Source organism: Microcoleus sp. CAWBG640, from assembly GCF_020883015.1.
Lineage (GTDB): Bacteria > Cyanobacteriota > Cyanobacteriia > Cyanobacteriales > Microcoleaceae > Microcoleus > Microcoleus anatoxicus.
In genome coordinates, this window is the sequence record NZ_JAHRFC010000033.1 from 21,200 (window position 1) to 40,698 (window position 19,499).

Below are 19,499 nucleotides of genomic sequence, written 5' to 3' on the forward strand. Positions count from 1 at the left end.
CGCTTCATCGGGTTCTGCTACCTTTCATAGTCTGACAATCCCTCTGCGCCCATTTATAGTCGTGGCGATTCCCCATCCCGACTTTCTCTATATTCTTAGCAGCATTTTCATCTCTATCTTGCTTGGTACCACAACTTAGGCAAAGCACTGAGCGGATAGACAAATCGACTTTGCCCCACCTAAAGCCACAGTCCGAACAGACTTGGCTGGTGGGTTCCCATCTGCTAATCACATTGAATTCCCTGCCCAACTTTTCAGACTTGGCCTCGCAAAGTGTCCTAAATTCTCTCCATCCTTGCTGACTAATCGCTCTTGAAAGTTTCCGATTCTTGACCATGCCCGACACGTTCAAATCTTCCAAAATAATAACTTGGTTTTCGTTGACTATTTTAGTTGACAATTTGTGGAGGAAATCCTTGCGAGTATCGGTAATCTGATTGTGCAGTTTCGCAATCTTAATGCGGATTACATTCCTTCTTCTAGAATCATGAGGTTGACGAGCTAATTTGCGTTGCAGTTTGCGAACTTTCCGGTCTAACTTTTTATAGCTAGGGCTTTCGGCTTTTTCACCATTGCTCATTACCGCAAAGGTTTTAATTCCTAAATCAATCCCGATACTTGGATTTTTAGCTTCAGATGCAATTGGTTGAATTTCTACAACAAAGCTCAGAAAGTAGCGATTCGCACAGTCCTTGATTACCGTGACCGAGCTAGGTTCTGATGGCAACTCTCTAGACCATATTGGATTGACAATCCCAATCTTGGCTAAATAAATCCCATCACCTTTGAGAGAAAATCCTCCAACCCTAAAACGTGCTGACTGACTACTGGTTCTTTTCTTGAACTTAGGATATCCAACTTTACGTCCCTTTCTCTTTCCTTTGCAGGAGTTGAAAAAGTTCTTAAAAGCGACATCTAGGTCGGCAACCGATTGCTGCAAAGGAACGCACGACACATCTCCTAGCCAAGCCCTTTCTTCGGTATTCTTAGCCCCAGTTATGACGATTTTCTGCAAATCTGCCGAACTTGGCTTTTTGTCTGACCGCTTGCAGAGCGCAAGTGCATCGTTCCAGACTACGCGAACGCAACCGAACAACTGAGCGAGGCTCTGCTGCTGTTGGCTGGTTGGGTAAAATCTGTAGCGAAATCTTGCTTTCATAACCGTTTTAAAGTTGGTCTGTTGCTAAATAATATCTTGGTTTGCCAAAAATGACAACTGTGTTAGCGGGGGCGATTTTGCCGGAATCTACTAGGCGCTATTTTTCCTTGCTTGGGGCTGGCCAAGTTAACTCTTGGGAAGTTCAAGAAATTGATACCTCAAAAATTGAGTCCTCCTCAATTTGATAATTGAGAAGGAGTAAATTTTGGACAAAACCTACTGATTGCGGCTGGTAGGGCCGATGACACCGACTTTGTGACGAAAACTGAGTTCGCCACCAAACCAGCCTGTAGCGCCCAGTAAGGCTGCAACGACAATGGAAATTGCTAAACCTGTTGGTACAATCGCTGTTTCTGGGTTTCCTTGTCGCAAAACCAGGTTAATCAAGGAAAGTACCAAAACCGTCACGTTGCCGCCCATGTGCAACCAGCCAGCACTACGCTCGCGCACTCTTTTTATTTTAAAAAAGTCTAAAAAACCGGTGATCCCAGCCAAAATGCCCGCACCGAAACCGGCACCGATGAGCCAAACTGAGGCTCTTGCCCAAAATGGATCGCTTGTGAGCCAGTAGCCGATGTCAGTACCGGCAGCTCCTACCAGAAAGGCTACGGGAAATACTATCAGCACTGGGTGAAGCGGATGGCCTGCGACTGCAACTGTACTCACTATGCCACCATCGAGATATTCTCCATCGTCAGTTTCCAGAATTGGGGGAATATTGGGGAAAGGGGCAGTGTTTCTCTGATTTGTTTCCATGATTTCTACAGATAACTTTGGTTAAAAAACTCGTCTTTAATTTGATTGAATTTAATCCCAAATTCGCTCACCATTTTCGTCAACTCTGGCCTGCCGAATTACGTCGGAGATTTCTTCAGCGTCTTTGACGTGGTGCAGGGCTTTCTTTTCCCCATCCGGTTCTTCGACGATCACATAAGTGGGAACTGTAACTATATCTCCAGTTATGTCTGGAACGTGGTCTACTGCGAGTTGCTGGGCTTTTTCTTCGATGGTTTGTGGTTCGTCGGAAATGCGATCTCCAGGATTGGCAGTGCGGAAAATATCTTTAGTTTCCTTGGGTTTGTCGATGCTCATAGATCCTCTCTGGTGTTTCTTAATTGGGTGCTGGTAACAGTAATTGTTAATATTGAACGAAAAATATCCCTGCTGCTACATCTCTCAAGGGGTGGAAGTTTCATTTATGCCGATCGCAGCTAGTCTCTATCTATAGGTAGAGCCTTGATTCCAGGTTGAAAGCAGAAAGCTACATTAAATAAAATATTTTATTTAATTGGTAATTTTTATTTTTTTGTGCATCAACAACAGCTCAAATAACATTAATAACAAGATTTTTTTATTGCTAAAACAGGCCGGGGGCAGGCCTATTGTTCTTTAATCAACACTCAACTATCAAAAGGCAGTGCCACAGTAATTGTAGTACCTTTACCGATCGCACTTTCCACACTTATGGTACCGCCGTGGAGGTCAACAATGTGTTTGACAATACAAAGTCCCAAACCGGAACCTTTAATATTGCTGACATTACCACCCCGTTCAAACTTCTGAAATAATTTACCTATATCTGCCGCTGTCATACCAATTCCTTCATCGCGAATGCAAAAAATGACTTCCTGGCATTGGCTGCTTAATTCTAGAGACACATCACCGCCGTTGGGAGAATATTTAATCGCGTTTGACAGCAAATTTGTGAGCAGATGGTGCAGTAGTTTGGCATCGACATTAGCGTACAACAAATTTTGTTGATGACGAAAGTTTATGAAGTGTTTTTGAGTAGCGATCGGCTGCATATCATCTAATATAAGATAGCACAAATCAACCAGATTTACCGACTTTAAGTTCAGCAAAATTTTCCCCGAATCTGCTTTGGCTATCATTAAAATATCTTCGAGCAATTCGCTCATATTGCTCGCTGCTTTTTTAATGCGTTCTACGGTCTTATTTACTGTTAATATACGACTAGAAAAATCGCAATCTTCCAGCATTTCAGCCGATAGTTGTATGGTAGTCAATGGAGTATTTAAATCATGGTAAACCATTGCCAAAAAACGCGATTCATTTTCACTCTTTGTAGCAAAAAATGCAAGTTCTTGTTGCATTTTAACGGTTTCTTGATGTTTGCTCAATGCAATCTTGATGGTGGCGTGTAGCTCTCTTTCTTTAAAAGGTTTGAGGAGGTAGCCGTAGGAACCAGTATTTTCTGCTCGCTCCAAAGTTTCTTCGTCTGCATAGGCAGTTGTATAGATAATTGGTATATCTAATTTTTGATTGATGATTGTTGCTGTTTCTATGCCGTCTATTTGACCTTTAATGACTATATCCATCAAAATTAAATCTGGCTTCATTTCGTCAGCACGCTCGATGGCATCGGCTCCTGAACAAACAATACCTACTATTTTATAACCCAAATTCTCCAATTTATTGGATAAGTTTTTCGCTATGAAAAGTTCGTCTTCTACAATCAAAATATTAATGTTTTTTTCGGAAATTTTCATGATACTAAAGCCTTTTAAAATATTTTAACTCAGTGAACTTTAAGTGAAAAGTAGAGCCTATTTCTCCTGATATTTCAATATTTCCTTCTAGCTGTTCGGTTAAAGTGCAGACAACTTGAAAGCCCATAGAATTAGTTTTTTTAAAATTAAAATTTTTGGGAAAACCTTTGCCGTTATCTTTGACGATGAGGTGGATTTCCCGATCGCCTGTTTGATAGCATTCTACACTAACCGTACCATTTGTGCGATCGGGAAAAGCGTGCTTCAAGGTATTTGACACTAATTCATTTTTCCATTTGAAAACGAGGAATATCCTCATCTATAAGCTGCTTAACCAGCTCTAAATCTGCTTCTAAATCTTCCGGGTGAGTGAGATCAGCAAAACTCATTTCCACCAACTCTTCGTCACTGTAGCCGAACATCTGGCGGTGAGCATCATTCACTTTAACCATGCGAAATCTCCTTGATTGAGGATTCCAACGAGCTGATTTCCGTCCATCACTAAGACACAACCGCTCGATGGTTTTGCCGTTTTACTGGAATTGACAATGGGTTGTGAATTCGTTAGCTCATTACTATTTATCGCCTGACTCATCAGGGCGATCGCATCCATAAAGCTAGTTTCTGGTGCAACTGTTAGAGGATGGCGATCGATCGTTTCTAGATGTGATGATAAAAATATCGGTACATTGGCAAGTTCCATGAATCTTGACCTGTTTGGGTTTCTCCACTAATTTTAGCAATAGTTTTACTCAGTAGTTAGTAGTTAGTGGCGATGCCCTGAGCGACGAAGCGTCATCCAAGAGTTAGTTGTTAGCTAACCCATGAGTAATAACCACTAACTAATAACCACTAACTAATAACCAATAACTAATTTTATTTACTCCCAATAAGCAAATAAGTTGTCATCTCCCCTTTCCCTTTAACATGAATAGTTTCCCGCCGCTCGAATAAGTATTTGTGTTGCAATAAATTATAAGTAGCTTCACTCACTTGAATTCGCCAAGGCAAACCGTGAGATTCCATGCGAGAAGCAATATTAACCGTGTCGCCCCACAAATCGTAAATAAATTTTTTGATGCCAATTACTCCCGCCACCACAGGGCCACTATGGATACCGATGCGGATGCTAAAATATTTGTTATTTTGAGCATTAAATCGGGCTATTTCTGTTTGCATATCCAGGGCCATTTGGGCGATCGCTTCGGCATGGTCTGCCCTAGGCTCAGGTAATCCTCCTACTACCATGTATGCGTCCCCAATAGTCTTAATTTTTTCTAACCCAAGCCGTTCGCAAATCAGGTCAAAGCTGGAAAAAATTTGGTTGAGCAACTCCACCAGATCGATGGGATTCATCAGGGTAGACAAGTGTGTAAAACCCACAATATCTGCAAACAAAACAGTCACTTCAGGAAAGTATTCTGCAATAGTAGTTTCATTTCGTTTAAGCCTTTCTGCTATGGCTTTCGGCAAAATATTTAAAAGGAGTTTTTCAGATTTTTCTTGTTCTTCCCGGAGGGCATCTTCTGCTTGCTTGCGTTCGGTGATGTCATGGTAACTCCAAACTCTGCCGATAATTTCATCTCCCAGTCGCTGCGGTTCAGAATAGCGTTCAAAAAATCTGCCGTCTTGAAATTCTAACAAGTCGTAACTTTCCGCTTCTGGCTGCTCGTAAAGTGATTCTATTCTTTCTTGAAATGCTTGGGGATCTTTCAGTTGGTTGAGGACAAACGCCACCATTTTTGCATCGGATCGCAGTGCCATCACTTCTTCGGGAATGCCCCACATTTCTATAAATTCTCGGTTGAAACTGACTATTTTTCCAGTGCGATCGATCGCTAAAATCCCGTCAGCAGTGGAATCAAAAGTTGCTTGGAGTAGGGAGACAGATTGGGCTAAAGCATCTTCAGCTTGTTTGCGAGCAGTAATGTCTCGCAAAATCGCGCGAATAGCCACTAGCTGACCATCAGCAAATTTACAGCTTATACTCCCTTCCAACAAAATTTGTTGGTATTTTTTGGTCACAAAAATCGCTTCTACAGAATCTGGATAAAAAGTATTTTCATCTATTTCTTTGTCGCGAATCGCCCGGTCGAATATGTGAAGAGAATCCGGGGAACTGTTGGGATGAATGATATCAAATACTGTCATTTTAGCAATTTCTGCTTCGCTGTACCCAAGAGTTTCTCGCCAAGCCCGATTCACGTACAAAAAATGACCGTCTGCTCCAATACTTTGAATCAAGTCGCTAGCATTTTCAAATAAGTCTCGCAGTTGTTCTTCACTTTCTCGCAAAGCTGCTTCTGCTTGTTTGCGCTTAATAAATTGACCAATTTGGCTGCCAATTGTTGCCATTGTCTGGAGCAATTCTTCGTCGTAGCACTGCACCTCGCAACTAAAAAAAGCGATGACACCCAAAATTGACCGGGTAGAATTTTCCTGTTCGTAGTCGCCCAAAATTGGGAAGCAAAAAGCTCCATGCAATCCCGATCTACCCGCAATTTCTCGGCGATAAAACTTGTCACTTTCAGTTATATCTCTAATCAACTCAGGGGAACCGGTGGCCCAAACGCGCCCCGGTAATCCTTCCCCCATTGCAAAGGTAGTTTGTTCGGCAACTTCTACAAATTCTGGAATAGAGATTGAACGTTTTGTCCAATTGGCCACACACCGGAGCAAATTTGGATCGGAAATCGGAAATTTTCTCTTAGTTACTGACAGTAGCTTTTCACCTATTTCTGGCATCCATAGCTCGGCGTTATCCCATCCCAAACTGTCGCAAATTACGGGGAGAATTGCGGAGATCGCCTTTTTGATTGTTTCCGATGCCGAGAGTATGCGCGTGGTGACATATTGGGCTACTTTTCGCTTGCTAGCCCGCTTTCTATCTGTAACATCTCTACCGATATACAGGAAATCTTTGAGGTCTGTCGTTCCATCAGAAATACTCTTAATATCACTGGGAATAGGGGTACAGGAAAAAGCCAATGTGAGCTTTTCACCTGTTTTTGCTGTGCAAATTACTTCCCCCTTAGTTTGGACTAATTCACGTTGTTTACTGAGATCGTGTAAAGATTGACCTATGGGAGCGATCGCATTTATTTGTCGTCCTACTAATTCCGAGTCGCTGTAACCAAACAAATTTTGAGCAGCTTGATTAACTTTTTTAATTTTTCCACTGGCGGTGGTCACTAACAAAACTTCTGCCATGGAAGTAATGATTTTTTCCACATAATTGTTAGTAGCTGCTAAGGTACTCAATAAAATATTCATTTCATTGGTCGCCTGAACAAGAGTTTGTTCTAAACCCATCCTGTCTGTTACATCTTCAAAAAATATAATTAATCTTTGATGACTTTCATCATTTCTGAATGCGACGATATACATATCAAAATACAGTCGCGAGTTATCCTCTAAAACCCGCGTCATCGCTTTTAAATCAAAATTTGGTAAACTCCCTTCAAAGATATCGATTAAAATTTCTTCAGTTCCTACCAATTCTGGAAAGTGAAGGCGAACATCATTTCCCGATACTATTTCGTCACAGTAGGCAAAACGCTGTACATTGGCAGATGTCTCTTGAATTAAAAAGTCTCTATCTAGTGCGAGGTACTCCAGGTGGTGAGGAACCAATAGTTTTTGTAACAGGGTTTTCATTGGGGATCTTTAGTAGTAAATGCGCCCTTGGTATCCAGAAATCTGAGATTAATCTATTTGCTTTGATTTGTAATATGGAATGGTCACTATAAAAGTAGTACCTAACCCTGTTTCGCTGGAAAATTCAATTTGACCGCCGTGCAAGTCTACACACTGCTTGACTATGGATAAACCTAGTCCAGTACCGGGTATTTTACCTACATTTTGAGCCCGGTAATAAGATTCAAACAGTTGTTCTTGGTCTTCTATAGGAATGCCAATTCCTTCATCTTTAATTTTAAAGATAGCTTCTTCATCATAACAATGCAACTCAAAATAAACATTGCTATCGATTGGCGAATACTTAATACCATTTGACAGCAAGTTTGTCAATATGTGTCGCAGCAATTTTTTATCCATTGCGGGTAATTTTTTGCTCTCATCATAAGAGTTATTAATTAATCTCACCCGCGACATTACTCGCCTGTAAATAAAACAAACTGCATGATTTTTGCCGAAGCTAATTTTGATAGATTCTACTAAATCGTTGCAAAAACTTTTCAAGTCAACTGGTGTGGGATTGAATTTCAATTTCCCTGCTTCTGCACTACTAAGCAACCGAACATCATCTAATAGCTGAGCCATGTGTTTAGATGCTGATTGAATGTGTTCTAGGTATTCTTTTTTCTCCTGGATTGTAATTTCATCGCCGTATTCTTTGAGAATTTGAGTAGAAAACAATACTGTATTTAAAGGATTGCCAAATTCGTGAGCAAGCATCGAAAAAAAGCGAGATTTTACGTCTCTGAGTTCCTGTTCTCTTGCCAAAGACCGACGAATTTCGATTTCTTGTTGCTTGCGTTCTGTAACATCTCTACCTATGTACACAAAATCATATAGCCCCTTCAGTTCCGTCTGAATAGCCGCACAGGAAAATTCTACCCAAATTTCTGCTCCTGTTTTTGTCGTGCAGACTACCTCCAATTCTCTCACTAATTCTTCTTGAGACAAAATATAGTGGTGCCGAGCTTGGTAAAGCAATGTTTCTTCCACGACAATCATGGACAAAGGCTGTTCGACAATTTCTGATTCGGTGTACCCAAACAACAATTGAGCGGATTGATTTACTGTTTTGATGATGCCCAAGGTGGTTGTGACTAACAAAGCATCGCCCATAGATATAATTACTTTATCTATGTAATCTCTAGAAGCTTCTAAGGCTCTCACTAAAAGATTTGCCTCATTAGCTCTTTGGATTAATGATTGCTTCATTACCATTTTTTCGGTGGAATCTTCAATCAAAATTAGTAATTTACTTGGTCGTCGTTCTGCTGCTTCTTCTTGTGCTTCGTTGTTTTCATGTTCAATTACTAACAGATCGAAATATAAAGGATGATTATTGTCGGTAAACCTAGCGATCCCCTTGACTTGAAAACTTGACCTCTGTCCGATAATTATAGATGTGAGGATATTTTCAACTCCAATTAATTCAGGAAAACAGATGCGGGCATCCACACCGGGTAAAGCCTCGCCGGCTGTATCTGCAAACCGCTGCACGGCTGAGGAGGTTTCCTCAATAATGAAATTGTGATTAACCACAAAATATTCGGTTTCTTGGGGGACTAACAGCTTTCTAAAAATATCGCTCATACTTGTTCTACCATTGTGTAAGCTAGTTTGTGAAAAATTTCATCGACATCTTTGCCCGTTTTAGCAGATGTTGTGTAAACTGCTACTACTTTATCTTGACCTATGGAATGGGCAATTTCCACTAGCAGTGCTAATTTTTCTTCGTCTATCAAGTCTACTTTGTTCAAAGCGATGATTATTGAGCCTTTTGGGTTGACTGAAGAAAAAAGCTTAATGTGTTCGGAAATTCGCTCAACGGTTTCTGAGCGGCTGACATCGGCAACAATTAAAACGCCGCCTGCTCCCTGCAAATAAGTCGGGGCGATACCTTTGAATTTTGTATGCCCCTCTAAATCCCAAATCAGCAACTGTGCTGTGACAATTTCCTGTTTTGTGCTGTTTTCTAATACAATACTTTTGCGAGAAATTTTTACTCCTACCGTGGACAGGTACTGGTCGCTGAATTGCCGATCGACAAAACGGCGGATCATGCTGGTTTTACCCACGCCAAAATCGCCGATCATGCACATTTTTTTAGAGATAGTAACTGACATAATTATTTGCTGTTGATGCTCTTAGTTATTGGTTCAAATAGCACGCACCTGCTTAAAAGTAGCGGTTGATTTTGTGCTACATCCACAGGAGGACTGTTGCTGGCGATCACTTGGAGGCGCTGCGGGTCAGCACCTTGCAAGACCAGGGCATCTCGCACGGTGGCTGCACGCCGGAGCGACAACTGTTGATTTAGAACAAATTCTCCAGTGCGATCGCTGTGCCCAATTATCTTAATACTTTTTTGAGGATGCTGTCTCAAAAAATCTCTGATATTGACAATTGTCTCTTGATATGTTGAGTCTAATTTTGCTGTTCCTGGCTCAAAGTAAATGCGACTTGTAATTTTCAGTGGATCTAATTTAACTGTGCTAATCACTGATTGAACTCCGGGAATTTGCTTAAAAGACTGAGTAATTTTCTGCACATCTCCCTGTTCCATCACTGTTCCTTCTACTGTAACTCTGCGCTCGTCATACCGACTAGAAATAGAAACACCCCAGAGTTGGTTCAAAACAGCAGTGATTCGCTGCACCTCTGCCTTTGTCAACACTGGATCGGGAGGTAAATCGACCGCGACAATTTGATTGTCCAATTTCAAATTTGGTGCCGTTGATGCAGCTATTTGGCCAGCTTTTACCCGTAATTCGGGGTTGGGCAACTTTCCGGTTAACTTCAGAGTTTTGCCTTCAACACTCACATTTAAGCGATAAATCGCTAATTCTGGAGTCGATCCTAAAGCGAAAGTGGCATTATCGGCAAGGCGACGGTCAAGGTTACTGCGGTACTGATAAATTCCCCAAGGTACTACGATTAAGCTTAGCAATGCTAAGCTCAGTCCCGCAAGGGCTAGGGGGGGTTTTGCTAGTGTTTGCTGTTCTGTTGTAAATTTTGCTAATAAACCCAGTAACAGTGGATGCAGGTCATCAGATATGGTACGGGGGTTGCCGTTAAATTGATTGATAGATTTTCCATAATTGATAATAATTGTGCTGACAGTTTCCCGCATTTTTTTGATAAAATTTCGCGGTGGTTCTCCTTTGATTACTGCTGCTAGGTAACAGTATCCGGCTACTTCTAGCATAATCTTGGATTCACCGTATTCAATTTGATTTAGTTCGGAAATTTGTCCTGGTCTCACAATACAATCATTCACAAAGCTGCTAATAGCTGTGAGCATTCCTGCGACCATTTCTGATTCTAGTTGGTAATCTCCTAATTGTTGAGCTTCGGAAATCACTAACCCTGATGCCTTGTGAATTAAGAATACTGCTTGGACGGTAAAAGGTATGGATTCTTGAAGGATTAATTCGGCTTCGGAGACTCCTTGGACTTTGGAGCGAATTTTCCGCTTAACTCCTTCGACGCTGAGGGTATTTGACACTTTTTCATTGATGGTCTTGATCGCTTCTGCCATGTATTTAGAGATGGTACTGCCAATTACCGGATAGAGCGCATCTACCATTGAATCTCGTTCAAACTCAATTTGGGCTGTAATCGCTTTGCCCATTTCCGGCCCTAGGGCTTGAGCGATCGACTCTTGGTCGAGGCGAATTTGTTCTTTAATTGCCATGCCGATTTCCGGGGCGATCGCCTTGGCAATATCTGCGGGTGAATTATGGATTTGTTGAGCAAGTGCGTCGGGAAGTAATTCAGCGATCGCCGAACTCATGGCTTGCTTATTTGCTTGAGTTTTTGCCCTAATCACTTCGTCAATAATCGGTACGATCGCGTTTACAACTTCTTCCTTAGACTCTGTTATTTTACGGCTGAGAATTTCTGCAATCCAAGGTAGCATCAGAGCAATCAACTCTTGGGGATCGTAAAGTTGGTGCTCCAATTTTCCTAATTTTTCATCGATGGTGGTCATCAGACGGCGCACTGCGGGCAAATCGTTTTCAGCCAACAGATTTTTCACTTGCTCGATATCTGATATTTGCGAGCCGAAAATCAAATTTTGCAGCCTTTTCATCGCGCTGTCGGCTTCATTGAAATCCTGTTTTATTTGTCCCAATATTTCTATCGGCTGCGATATCTGCGTGGGTTCCCCAGCATCTAAATAGGCGATTTCTGGTGCTTCTGAGGTGGCTTGAACAACCGGACGAGCGCCTATTGCTAAGGGTTGTACCTCAGTTTGGGGAGTAGCCCCAGGCTCTAAATTACGATCGCTCTCCTGAGATGTGTGAGCTGGTTGTGCAGCATTTTGAATCGGCGAGGTAGACAAGTCTTGAATCTGGTGCGCTCTCTGCTCTAGCTCCACCTCGCCGATCGCCAAAACATCTATAGTATTAACTGATGAATAGTCTTTTTCTAGTTCTGAAGTATTCAGTTTTTGAGTAACAAATAGCAATTTTTTAAAGTCTTCCAAAAAAGCCAGTGCATCACCAGAATCCGCTTCACCCTCGAAGGTTTCTGGCTTTGCACTTGCTTCAACTTCCTCAGACATACCTAACAAATCTTTCAACCCACCGAGTAGCTGCGTGCGATCTTCTTCATCACTGCTGTCTGGTTCCGACTCTGGATTTTGTCGGTTTAAACCTGCAATAATTTTGAGTTCTACCAACAGATCCACTAACGGTTCAAGCTGAGCTGTTTCATCGTCAGCAGATTCATCAGGTTTAGAAATCCAACCCTGCAACTCATGTTCGTCAGCCGGATTTTCTTTCTGTGAGGTCATGGGTTGTTAATTATCCGTGATGGTGACGCTCTGGTAACAAAAATTCGTTATTTAGCTTATTATCCGTCACTCCCTTGAGTTCCGGTACAAATTCAGTGCCTTTGAGCCTCATGCCTAGTTCAAACAAAATTTCCGCCATGTCATCTCTGGAAACTTTGACTTCTCTGAGCATGGAAAAACGCCGATCGAGTTCTTCAAAAACTTGTGTTTTGAGAGTGCGAGTTTCTTCCGAGAGTCGCTCTCTAGTTTGGGATAGTTCGTCACGAATGGAAGTGGTTTGATTATCTATCGCCTCGTCCAGCGCTTCTATGCTGCTGGAAAATTTTCGGTTAACGCGATCGATTTGCTGACGGAGGTCTGCGCTTTCTTCTTGGGTATTCAAGGTGATTGATTTGATTTTCTTTTCAAATGAATCAACCGCCGCCCTCATTTCTCCGGAAAGAACAGTTTTTACTTGTTCGATGCGAGCTTGCATATCTTGCTGCATCATCGACAAATCAGAATCTATTTTATCGAAGCGATTATCGTATTCTCTAAGCTGAGCTCCGAAAATTATATCGCGAATCTGGTCAATATTGCCCAGGCGTTCGCGCATTTCTTCTTTAGTTATTTCGGCCATGATTTTACCTCGAATCTCCGAAAAATGTGAATTTGAGAACTGTGCTAGATTTTTTTGCGAAACTGCCAGTCGAGCCATGGAAACTGACTCCAGAGGCTTGTCACCCACTTTAACCCTCATTTGCGACAGTTGTTTGGGACAGTTGCCTGTTTGGCATCGGCCCTAGGGTTTGAGACTGTTTCCCCTGAGTCGGGGATAAGTTTCTTTAGAGAATTCACTCTAAATATCCTGAGATTCAGATTGTTGGGCGCAATCCTGTTACTAAAAATGGCTATTTGCCATCCTTACCTTGCAGCAAGCTAGTCAAGGGTAGACTTTCCTGAGACAGCCAGGTAGATTTTAATGTCTTTTATTGACATTTTCCATGATATCGCATCTTGACTGTAGCTTTAGCGACAGCACCAGATCCGCCACTAAAAAACAGCGATCGCGAACACACATCTAATTATTTATCACGTTTAGGCAGAATTATTCAGTACCAATAGCCACTATCTTGACCTATGTCACCATCTCCCCATCTCACCGTCTCCCCCTCTACCTCACTCCCCCTCTACCCCTCTACCCCACCTCAAAACTCCCAGACTCAGTACATGGGGATGGTAGGCACACACCATCCACTACCCCTACAAAATCATCATTTTCTTGATAAATGTACAACCCTGCCCTCTCCCCCTATCTAGCAATCAAGAAGTTTTTCAACCTGGATTTAGTATGAGTGCTACGGCTCAATTTGTACATAAAACTTAACTATTACTTGCCAGTCAATAGCCCTCTCAACAAACTTAGGGTCCGATCGACCACGACCAGACCCAATATGAGAACCTTTGATTGTTTAACAAACGAGGTATATTTCCGATTAAGAACAATTACTTACTAGGGGTTTACAACTTTGGCAGCTTTACTTTTAATCCGAAACCACAATTAGTCAAACTCGACTTTCGTTTAGCTTTACTGCTCGATCGACAGTGTTGCTACATTATGTGTTGTGTTCGGTTAATTTCTGCCACCTTGGGAATTTAGACCGGAGACACCATGTCTATATCCTCGAACTGTGTTTCTAAATATAGCGACCTCCTTTTCCTTTCTGTCCGGTGTCTATTATTAAGTTAGCATGACTTTTCTGGAGGGCCAAGCACAATTTGCAAAACTTGATATGTCTTTACATTACTCATTATAATGATCGTAATATCCATATAGATTTGACACTCCCCGGCATAAATGCGCGGGGATTCTTGGTTCAACCAGTCGGCTTGCCTGTAAACTGCGCTGTGCGGATCATTTCGTCGATGACCCGGTATTGCTGTGCTTTGCCTTTTAACTTGAACTCTAGTACAATCATGAGATGATTCTATGATGCTTACAAGCAATTGTAGCTATAAACTTGTAGCTTGCAAGACATCTTTACACTTGAATTAAAGCCCTCCTATAAGGCGATGTGCTGAGCGTAGTCGAAGTAACGGGGCTTTAAACCCAAGTATTTGGTAAGTTCTATTGTTGCTACATCTTTACATACTTAAGTGTTTTTGTCATGTCTATTTCTCCTCAGTTTCTGTCCGGTAGCCAAATTCGTCAAACATTCCTAGAATTTTATGCCCAGCGAGGACATCAAATCTTACCCAGCGCCTCCTTAGTGCCAGAAGATCCGACAGTATTGCTGACGATCGCCGGAATGCTACCATTTAAGCCAATATTTCTGGGACAGCGCACTGCCGAATCTCCTCGCGCCACCACATCCCAAAAATGTATCCGCACCAACGACATCGAAAACGTCGGCCGCACCGCCCGTCACCACACATTTTTTGAAATGTTGGGAAACTTCAGCTTCGGCGACTACTTCAAAAAACAAGCCATTGCTTGGGCTTGGGAACTTTCCACCGAAGTCTTCGGTTTAAGCCCAGAAAACTTAGTAGTTAGCGTCTTCCGAGAAGATGACGAAGCCTTTGGGATTTGGCGCGACGAAATCGGCATTCCAGCAGAACGCATTCAACGCATGGGAGAAGCCGACAATTTCTGGCAATCAGGCCCCACCGGCCCCTGCGGTCCCTGTTCCGAAATATACTACGATTTCCACCCAGAAAGAGGCGACCAGATCGACCTAGAAGACGATACCAGATTTATCGAATTTTATAACCTGGTATTCATGCAGTACAATAAAGATGCAGAAGGAAATTTAACACCGCTGCAAAATCAAAATATTGATACGGGCATGGGATTAGAACGGATGGCGCAAATCCTCCAAAAAGTCCCCAATAATTACGAAACAGATTTGATTTTACCCATCATTCAATCCGCCGCCGAAATTGCCGGAATTGAATACGCAAATAGCGACGAAAAAACCAAAGTTTCGCTGAAAGTAATTGGCGACCACATTCGAGCTGTGGTACACATGATTGCCGATGAAATTCGTGCCTCAAATGTAGGTAGAGGTTACATTTTGCGTCGATTAATTCGCCGGGTAGTACGCCACGGGCGGCTGATTGGGATTGCAGAAGAATTTACGGTGCGAGTGGCAGAAAGTGCGATCGCCCTGAACGAAGCAGCTTATCCCAACGTCCGTCAGCGAGAAGCAGCAATTAAAGCAGAACTAGCAAGGGAAGAAGCTCAGTTTCTCAAGACTTTAGAACGGGGAGAGAAACTGTTATCAGAAATTGTCAAAAAAGCTCTTCTAGAAAAGGCATCTAACCTGGTGGTTGCTGAGGGCGGGCAAGATGCCGAACCCACCATACAGATTTCTGGTCAAGATGCTTTCACCCTTTATGATACCTACGGTTTTCCCTTAGAATTGACCCAAGAAATAGCAGAAGAATATGGCATATCTGTCGATTTAGATGGCTTTGAAGCAGCCATGAAGGAACAGCAAACTCGCGCCAAAGATGCCCATCAAACCATTGATTTAACCGTCCAAGGTTCCCTGGATAAATTAGCGGAAACCATCCACAGCACAGAGTTTGTTGGCTATGGGGAATTGTCGAGTTTAGCTAAGGTGGAAGTTATCTTAGTCAACGGCAAATCTGTGACAGAAGCAGTGGCGGGAACCGAGGTACAAGTGGTGTTGAATCGGACACCATTTTATGCTGAATCTGGGGGACAAATTGGGGATAAGGGTTATTTAAACCGCCCCGGCGCAGAGGGAGAAAATTCAGAGAGTTTGTTGGTGAGGATTGAGGATGTCAAAAAAGAGTCTGATTTCTTCGTACATTTCGGGATTGTGGAACGAGGAACCCTGAGAGTTGAGGATAGTGTAACTGCCAAAATTGATAATAGTAGTCGTCGCCGAGTGCAGGCAAATCACACAGCAACTCACTTATTGCAAGCAGCTTTACGGCAAATTGTGGATGATTCTATTTCCCAAGCCGGTTCCTTGGTATCCTTTGATAGATTGCGATTTGATTTCAATTCTCCACGGGCGGTGACTGTGGCAGAGTTGGAGCAAATTGAGGATAAAATTAATGGTTGGATTGCAGAGGCGCATATTGCCGAAGTTGCAGAAATGCCGATCGCCCAAGCCAGAGAAAAAGGTGCGATCGCCATGTTTGGCGAGAAGTACGGCGATGTCGTGCGAGTGATTGATTTCCCTGGTGTTTCAATGGAATTGTGCGGCGGCACCCACGTCAGCAACACCGCAGAAATTGGGTTATTCAAGATAATTTCCGAGGCTGGTGTAGCATCGGGAGTTCGCAGGATAGAGGCGGTTTCTGGCCAAGCTGTGTTGGACTATTTGAATGTGCGGGATAAGGTAGTGCGCGATTTGGGCGATCGATTTAAGGCCAAACCCGAAGAATTGCCAAATCGCATCACTAATTTGCAGAATGAATTGAAGGATACTCAGAAACAATTGGCTGCTTTGAAGTCAGAATTAGCCATTGCTAAATCTGACCAATTGTTAGCCCAGGCTGAATCCATTGGCGAATTCAAAATCATTGTGGCGCAATTGGGAGATGTGGATACAGAAGCCTTAAAAACTGCCGCAGAAAGGTTACAGCAAAAACTAGGAAATAGTGCAGTAGTTTTGGCCTCTATTCCTGAACCAGACAAAGTGAGTTTGGTAGCAGCTTTTAGTCCAGAAGTCAACAAAAAAGGATTGCAAGCCGGGAAATTTATTGGGGGAATTGCTCAAATTTGTGGTGGAAAAGGTGGCGGGCGGCCGAATTTAGCCCAGGCTGGAGGACGCGATGCAAGCAAGTTAGATTCTGCCTTGCAAAGTGCCCGAAATTTGTTGATTGAAGGGTTAAGTTAAATCAGGTAATTCCTAACAAAACAGCGGGATTTTGGGTCATCATTAAATCTATTTCCCGCTGAGAAATGCCTTCACTCCTTAACTTTTTGACAAACATTTTGTAACCTTCCGTAGGTAAAGGATCGGGTTTTCTCCCCAAATCGGTGCTGAGCACAAAATGCTCCGCACCGATGAGCTTAATCGCGGCCGCCATCTTGGTAATTGAAACATGATGCCAGTTTTTATGTCCGTCATCCGCCGCATTTTCTCCCATCAAATCGTTGACAAATGCGAGTTCTAAGAAAGCTCCCATCTGGGCGGCTGTTTGCATATTTTCTAGGGACAAACCGGGTACATCAGCCATGGCGTGGGTAATCAGGATGTTCTTAATGTTGAGCAAGTGCGATCGCTCCACAACAGCCATCACCTCTTCCGGGCAAATATGACCAGTTTCCAACACCAAATTCTCTCTAACTACCATCTGCAATACCGCTTCTGTCTCCGGTAAAACCTTGCCATTTTCTGCAACTTTAATCCCCCTTCCCGGCTGGTGAAAAGCCCTCAAATGACAATCAGCATCAACCGTTGGTAGCCATACTACTTTACCATATTTGCCACCGATGCGGTGCATAGCTTCCACCGCTTGAGGATTCATCCCACCGACAGAATGATTGAGAACAACACCTCCGAAAACTTGGATTTCTGGTACTATCTTATTAACCAAAACTGCGCGGGCTGCTGTACTCCCAAAATGATTTTTCAATACCACCGCTTTCATCTTCGCCCTAGCAGCTAATTTAGCGACTTCAAAATCATCAATTCGGCGGGGAATCACATCAGGAGAAGAATGGATGTGAAAGTCGATCGCACCTTCAATTATGCTCTTTTGTGAATCAGGAAACTGCGGATATCCCACAGCATAGACTGGGAGACAAAACCCATAGCAAAAAATCCAAACTAACATCAAAAAACAGCTTACATTCATCCCCTCATCTCTTCTCTCTGCGTTCTCTGCGCCCTCTGTGGTTCAATCCCTCTTAATCCTCTCAAATAAAAGATTTAATCACCTTCGCCAAATCTACGGCATTCTCTTCGTGAGTCCCCAAAGAACCAGGAATCACCCGCGATTCAACACCAGATAATTCCGCTAAAACTTCCATTTCAGCCTTAGATTTGGGAGGCGCATTTTCAGCAATTACAACCATTACCGGCATTGCTAATTGTTGAAACTTATCCGTAAATTCCGATCGCACTTTTGCCGGATCTAAACCACCAGTCACAAAAGCCGCCGAACCATACCTAGCACCCGGTTTCTGCGTAACTTGCCATTTACCGTGAATAAAATCCGCTGTGACTTTAGCCGCATCCGCGTAGACGTGGCGCTGGTACATGAAACTGAGGAAAGACGGCGCAGTATTCAGTTTATATAGGAATTGTCCGAGAATGGGCGATCGGACTAATTCTCTCACAATAGAGTGCCAGCCACTCTGCTGTTTGCTCATCGTCGGCAAAGGCCCGCGCCAAGTTGGTGCCACCAACACAATCTTTGACCAAACATGAGGTTTAGATTGCGCTAATGCCATCACATAACCCGCAGCATGACCCGCTGCAATTACCGCCACAGGACTATTAAAAATTGCCCCCACAAAATCTGTCAAAAATTGATGATATAATGACGGTTCATAGTCCGTCCGCGGGCGAGATGAATCGCCAAAACCAGGCCAATCGACAGTCACAACTTGAAAATGGGGAGACAATAATTCTGCTAAAGGACGCATTTCTCCCCGCGTCGAAACCGTACTGAATGCCGGCAATAACAAGACAGGAGTTCCCTCTCCTGTGCTTTCGTAAACAACTTTAATTGAGGTTTCTTTCCACGGCCAGAGATATTCTTTAACAGTGCCGGGGTAGTTAGCAGAATTAGTTTTTGTTAAATCTGTAGTTTGAGTCATGGCTGTTTAGGTTTTTAATTGGCGGCGACTTGCTGGCTCAATTCACAAGCAAGTGCTTTATTTCTCATCATTTGAAATATGTTGTAAAATCCATTGGCGCGGGAAGGTGTCAGACTCACATTCAATCCCGTATCTTGAATAAAATCTGGGGTAACGTTAACAATTTCAGCGGGAGTTAAGCCACTCAAACCTTCCACGAGTAAGCCGACTAATCCTTTGACTAATTGAGCGTCAGAATCCCCTTGAAACAGAACTTTTCCGTCGGTCAAATTTGCCGTAATATAAACTTGCGACACGCAGCCAGAAACTTTGTTTTCCGGCAATTTGTCGCCTTCGGGAAATGCTGGTAGTCGCTTAGCATACCACAGCAGTTGTTCGTAGCGCTGTTTTGGGTCGGCGTGTCGCTGAAAGCGCTGGACGATTTTGGCTAGGGCTGGGGGTAGCGCGGTGTTTGCGGACATGATTCACTTGTAGCGGTTTACTTCCTTGATATTATATATTGGTAGTATGGGCGATCGCACGGAAGTAATACTATTTTCATAAAATCAT

The 19,499-nt window shown here is 42.9% G+C and carries 16 protein-coding genes; 1 reads left to right on the forward strand and 15 read right to left on the reverse strand.

Translation table 11 applies throughout. The annotated features are described in order from the left end of the window. Positions 1–4 precede the first annotated feature (4 nt). From AAFP11_RS17195 to AAFP11_RS17250, 12 genes are all read right to left on the reverse strand, one after another. Entirely contained in the window at positions 5–1,159 is a 1,155-nt protein-coding gene (locus AAFP11_RS17195; RefSeq protein WP_341738172.1) for a transposase, read from the reverse strand. 216 nt (positions 1,160–1,375) lie between these two features. After that, the gene (locus AAFP11_RS17200; protein ID WP_341738173.1) at positions 1,376–1,915 is read right to left on the reverse strand and encodes a DUF2231 domain-containing protein; all 540 of its coding nucleotides are present in this window, start codon (positions 1,913–1,915) and stop codon (positions 1,376–1,378) included. Between the two features lie 51 nt (positions 1,916–1,966). After that, a complete protein-coding gene (locus tag AAFP11_RS17205; protein WP_341738174.1) occupies positions 1,967–2,251 on the reverse strand; it encodes a hypothetical protein in 285 nt (94 codons plus the stop codon). A gap of 308 nt (positions 2,252–2,559) precedes the next feature. Continuing rightward, positions 2,560–3,669 carry an ATP-binding protein gene (locus AAFP11_RS17210; RefSeq protein ID WP_341738175.1) on the reverse strand — a complete coding sequence of 370 codons (1,110 nt, stop codon included), beginning with the start codon at positions 3,667–3,669 and terminating at the stop codon, positions 2,560–2,562. Positions 3,670–3,673: 4 nt separating this feature from the next. After that, positions 3,674–3,949: an ATP-binding protein gene (locus AAFP11_RS17215; protein WP_341738176.1), complete on the reverse strand. Its 276-nt coding sequence runs from the start codon at positions 3,947–3,949 to the stop codon at positions 3,674–3,676. A 4-nt stretch (positions 3,950–3,953) separates the two neighbouring features. Then, the gene (locus tag AAFP11_RS17220) at positions 3,954–4,121 is read right to left on the reverse strand and encodes a PAS domain S-box protein (RefSeq protein ID WP_341738177.1); all 168 of its coding nucleotides are present in this window, start codon (positions 4,119–4,121) and stop codon (positions 3,954–3,956) included. Beyond that, positions 4,109–4,372 (reverse strand): CBS domain-containing protein, encoded by a 264-nt coding sequence (locus AAFP11_RS17225; RefSeq protein WP_341738178.1) that lies wholly within the window; start codon positions 4,370–4,372, stop codon positions 4,109–4,111. The genes AAFP11_RS17220 and AAFP11_RS17225 overlap by 13 nt, the downstream gene beginning before the upstream one ends. 173 nt (positions 4,373–4,545) lie before the next feature. Further along, the gene (locus tag AAFP11_RS17230) at positions 4,546–7,326 is read right to left on the reverse strand and encodes an adenylate/guanylate cyclase domain-containing protein (RefSeq protein ID WP_341738179.1); all 2,781 of its coding nucleotides are present in this window, start codon (positions 7,324–7,326) and stop codon (positions 4,546–4,548) included. A gap of 48 nt (positions 7,327–7,374) precedes the next feature. Then, entirely contained in the window at positions 7,375–8,955 is a 1,581-nt protein-coding gene (locus AAFP11_RS17235; protein WP_341738180.1) for a PAS domain-containing sensor histidine kinase, read from the reverse strand. Beyond that, entirely contained in the window at positions 8,952–9,488 is a 537-nt protein-coding gene (locus AAFP11_RS17240; protein ID WP_341730988.1) for a Rab family GTPase, read from the reverse strand. The genes AAFP11_RS17235 and AAFP11_RS17240 overlap by 4 nt, the downstream gene beginning before the upstream one ends. Positions 9,489–9,490: 2 nt before the next feature. Then, a complete protein-coding gene (locus tag AAFP11_RS17245) occupies positions 9,491–12,163 on the reverse strand; it encodes an OmpA family protein (RefSeq protein WP_341738181.1) in 2,673 nt (890 codons plus the stop codon). 10 nt (positions 12,164–12,173) lie between these two features. Then, positions 12,174–12,782: a hypothetical protein gene (locus tag AAFP11_RS17250; protein ID WP_341738182.1), complete on the reverse strand. Its 609-nt coding sequence runs from the start codon at positions 12,780–12,782 to the stop codon at positions 12,174–12,176. A gap of 1,528 nt (positions 12,783–14,310) precedes the next feature. Here AAFP11_RS17250 and alaS point away from each other — a divergent pair. Further along, complete coding sequence (alaS, locus tag AAFP11_RS17255) at positions 14,311–17,019, forward strand: alanine--tRNA ligase (RefSeq protein WP_341738183.1); 2,709 nt, start codon at positions 14,311–14,313, stop codon at positions 17,017–17,019. A gap of 1 nt (position 17,020) precedes the next feature. Here alaS and AAFP11_RS17260 read toward each other — a convergent pair whose 3' ends face one another. The 3 genes from AAFP11_RS17260 to AAFP11_RS17270 form a co-directional block, all read right to left on the reverse strand. Further along, on the reverse strand, positions 17,021–17,983 hold the full coding sequence (locus tag AAFP11_RS17260; RefSeq protein ID WP_341738184.1) for a DUF6282 family protein: 963 nt from the start codon (positions 17,981–17,983) through the stop codon (positions 17,021–17,023). Between the two features lie 61 nt (positions 17,984–18,044). Next, positions 18,045–18,950, reverse strand: coding sequence for an alpha/beta hydrolase (locus tag AAFP11_RS17265; RefSeq protein ID WP_341738185.1), 906 nt, complete (start codon positions 18,948–18,950; stop codon positions 18,045–18,047). 14 nt (positions 18,951–18,964) lie between these two features. Further along, positions 18,965–19,411 carry a SufE family protein gene (locus tag AAFP11_RS17270; protein WP_341738186.1) on the reverse strand — a complete coding sequence of 149 codons (447 nt, stop codon included), beginning with the start codon at positions 19,409–19,411 and terminating at the stop codon, positions 18,965–18,967. Positions 19,412–19,499 lie beyond the last annotated feature (88 nt).

Coding starts and splice junctions, on each gene's coding strand:
- AAFP11_RS17235 (WP_341738180.1), bottom strand. CDS start 8,955: ATGAGCGATATTTTTAGAAAGCTGTTAGTCCCCCAAGAAACCGAATAT.
- AAFP11_RS17225 (WP_341738178.1), bottom strand. CDS start 4,372: ATGGAACTTGCCAATGTACCGATATTTTTATCATCACATCTAGAAACG.
- AAFP11_RS17245 (WP_341738181.1), bottom strand. CDS start 12,163: ATGACCTCACAGAAAGAAAATCCGGCTGACGAACATGAGTTGCAGGGT.
- AAFP11_RS17265 (WP_341738185.1), bottom strand. CDS start 18,950: ATGACTCAAACTACAGATTTAACAAAAACTAATTCTGCTAACTACCCC.
- AAFP11_RS17250 (WP_341738182.1), bottom strand. CDS start 12,782: ATGGCCGAAATAACTAAAGAAGAAATGCGCGAACGCCTGGGCAATATT.
- AAFP11_RS17195 (WP_341738172.1), bottom strand. CDS start 1,159: ATGAAAGCAAGATTTCGCTACAGATTTTACCCAACCAGCCAACAGCAG.
- AAFP11_RS17200 (WP_341738173.1), bottom strand. CDS start 1,915: ATGGAAACAAATCAGAGAAACACTGCCCCTTTCCCCAATATTCCCCCA.
- alaS (WP_341738183.1), top strand. CDS start 14,311: ATGTCTATTTCTCCTCAGTTTCTGTCCGGTAGCCAAATTCGTCAAACA.
- AAFP11_RS17230 (WP_341738179.1), bottom strand. CDS start 7,326: ATGAAAACCCTGTTACAAAAACTATTGGTTCCTCACCACCTGGAGTAC.
- AAFP11_RS17260 (WP_341738184.1), bottom strand. CDS start 17,983: ATGAATGTAAGCTGTTTTTTGATGTTAGTTTGGATTTTTTGCTATGGG.
- AAFP11_RS17205 (WP_341738174.1), bottom strand. CDS start 2,251: ATGAGCATCGACAAACCCAAGGAAACTAAAGATATTTTCCGCACTGCC.
- AAFP11_RS17210 (WP_341738175.1), bottom strand. CDS start 3,669: ATGAAAATTTCCGAAAAAAACATTAATATTTTGATTGTAGAAGACGAA.
- AAFP11_RS17270 (WP_341738186.1), bottom strand. CDS start 19,411: ATGTCCGCAAACACCGCGCTACCCCCAGCCCTAGCCAAAATCGTCCAG.
- AAFP11_RS17240 (WP_341730988.1), bottom strand. CDS start 9,488: ATGTCAGTTACTATCTCTAAAAAAATGTGCATGATCGGCGATTTTGGC.
- AAFP11_RS17220 (WP_341738177.1), bottom strand. CDS start 4,121: ATGGTTAAAGTGAATGATGCTCACCGCCAGATGTTCGGCTACAGTGAC.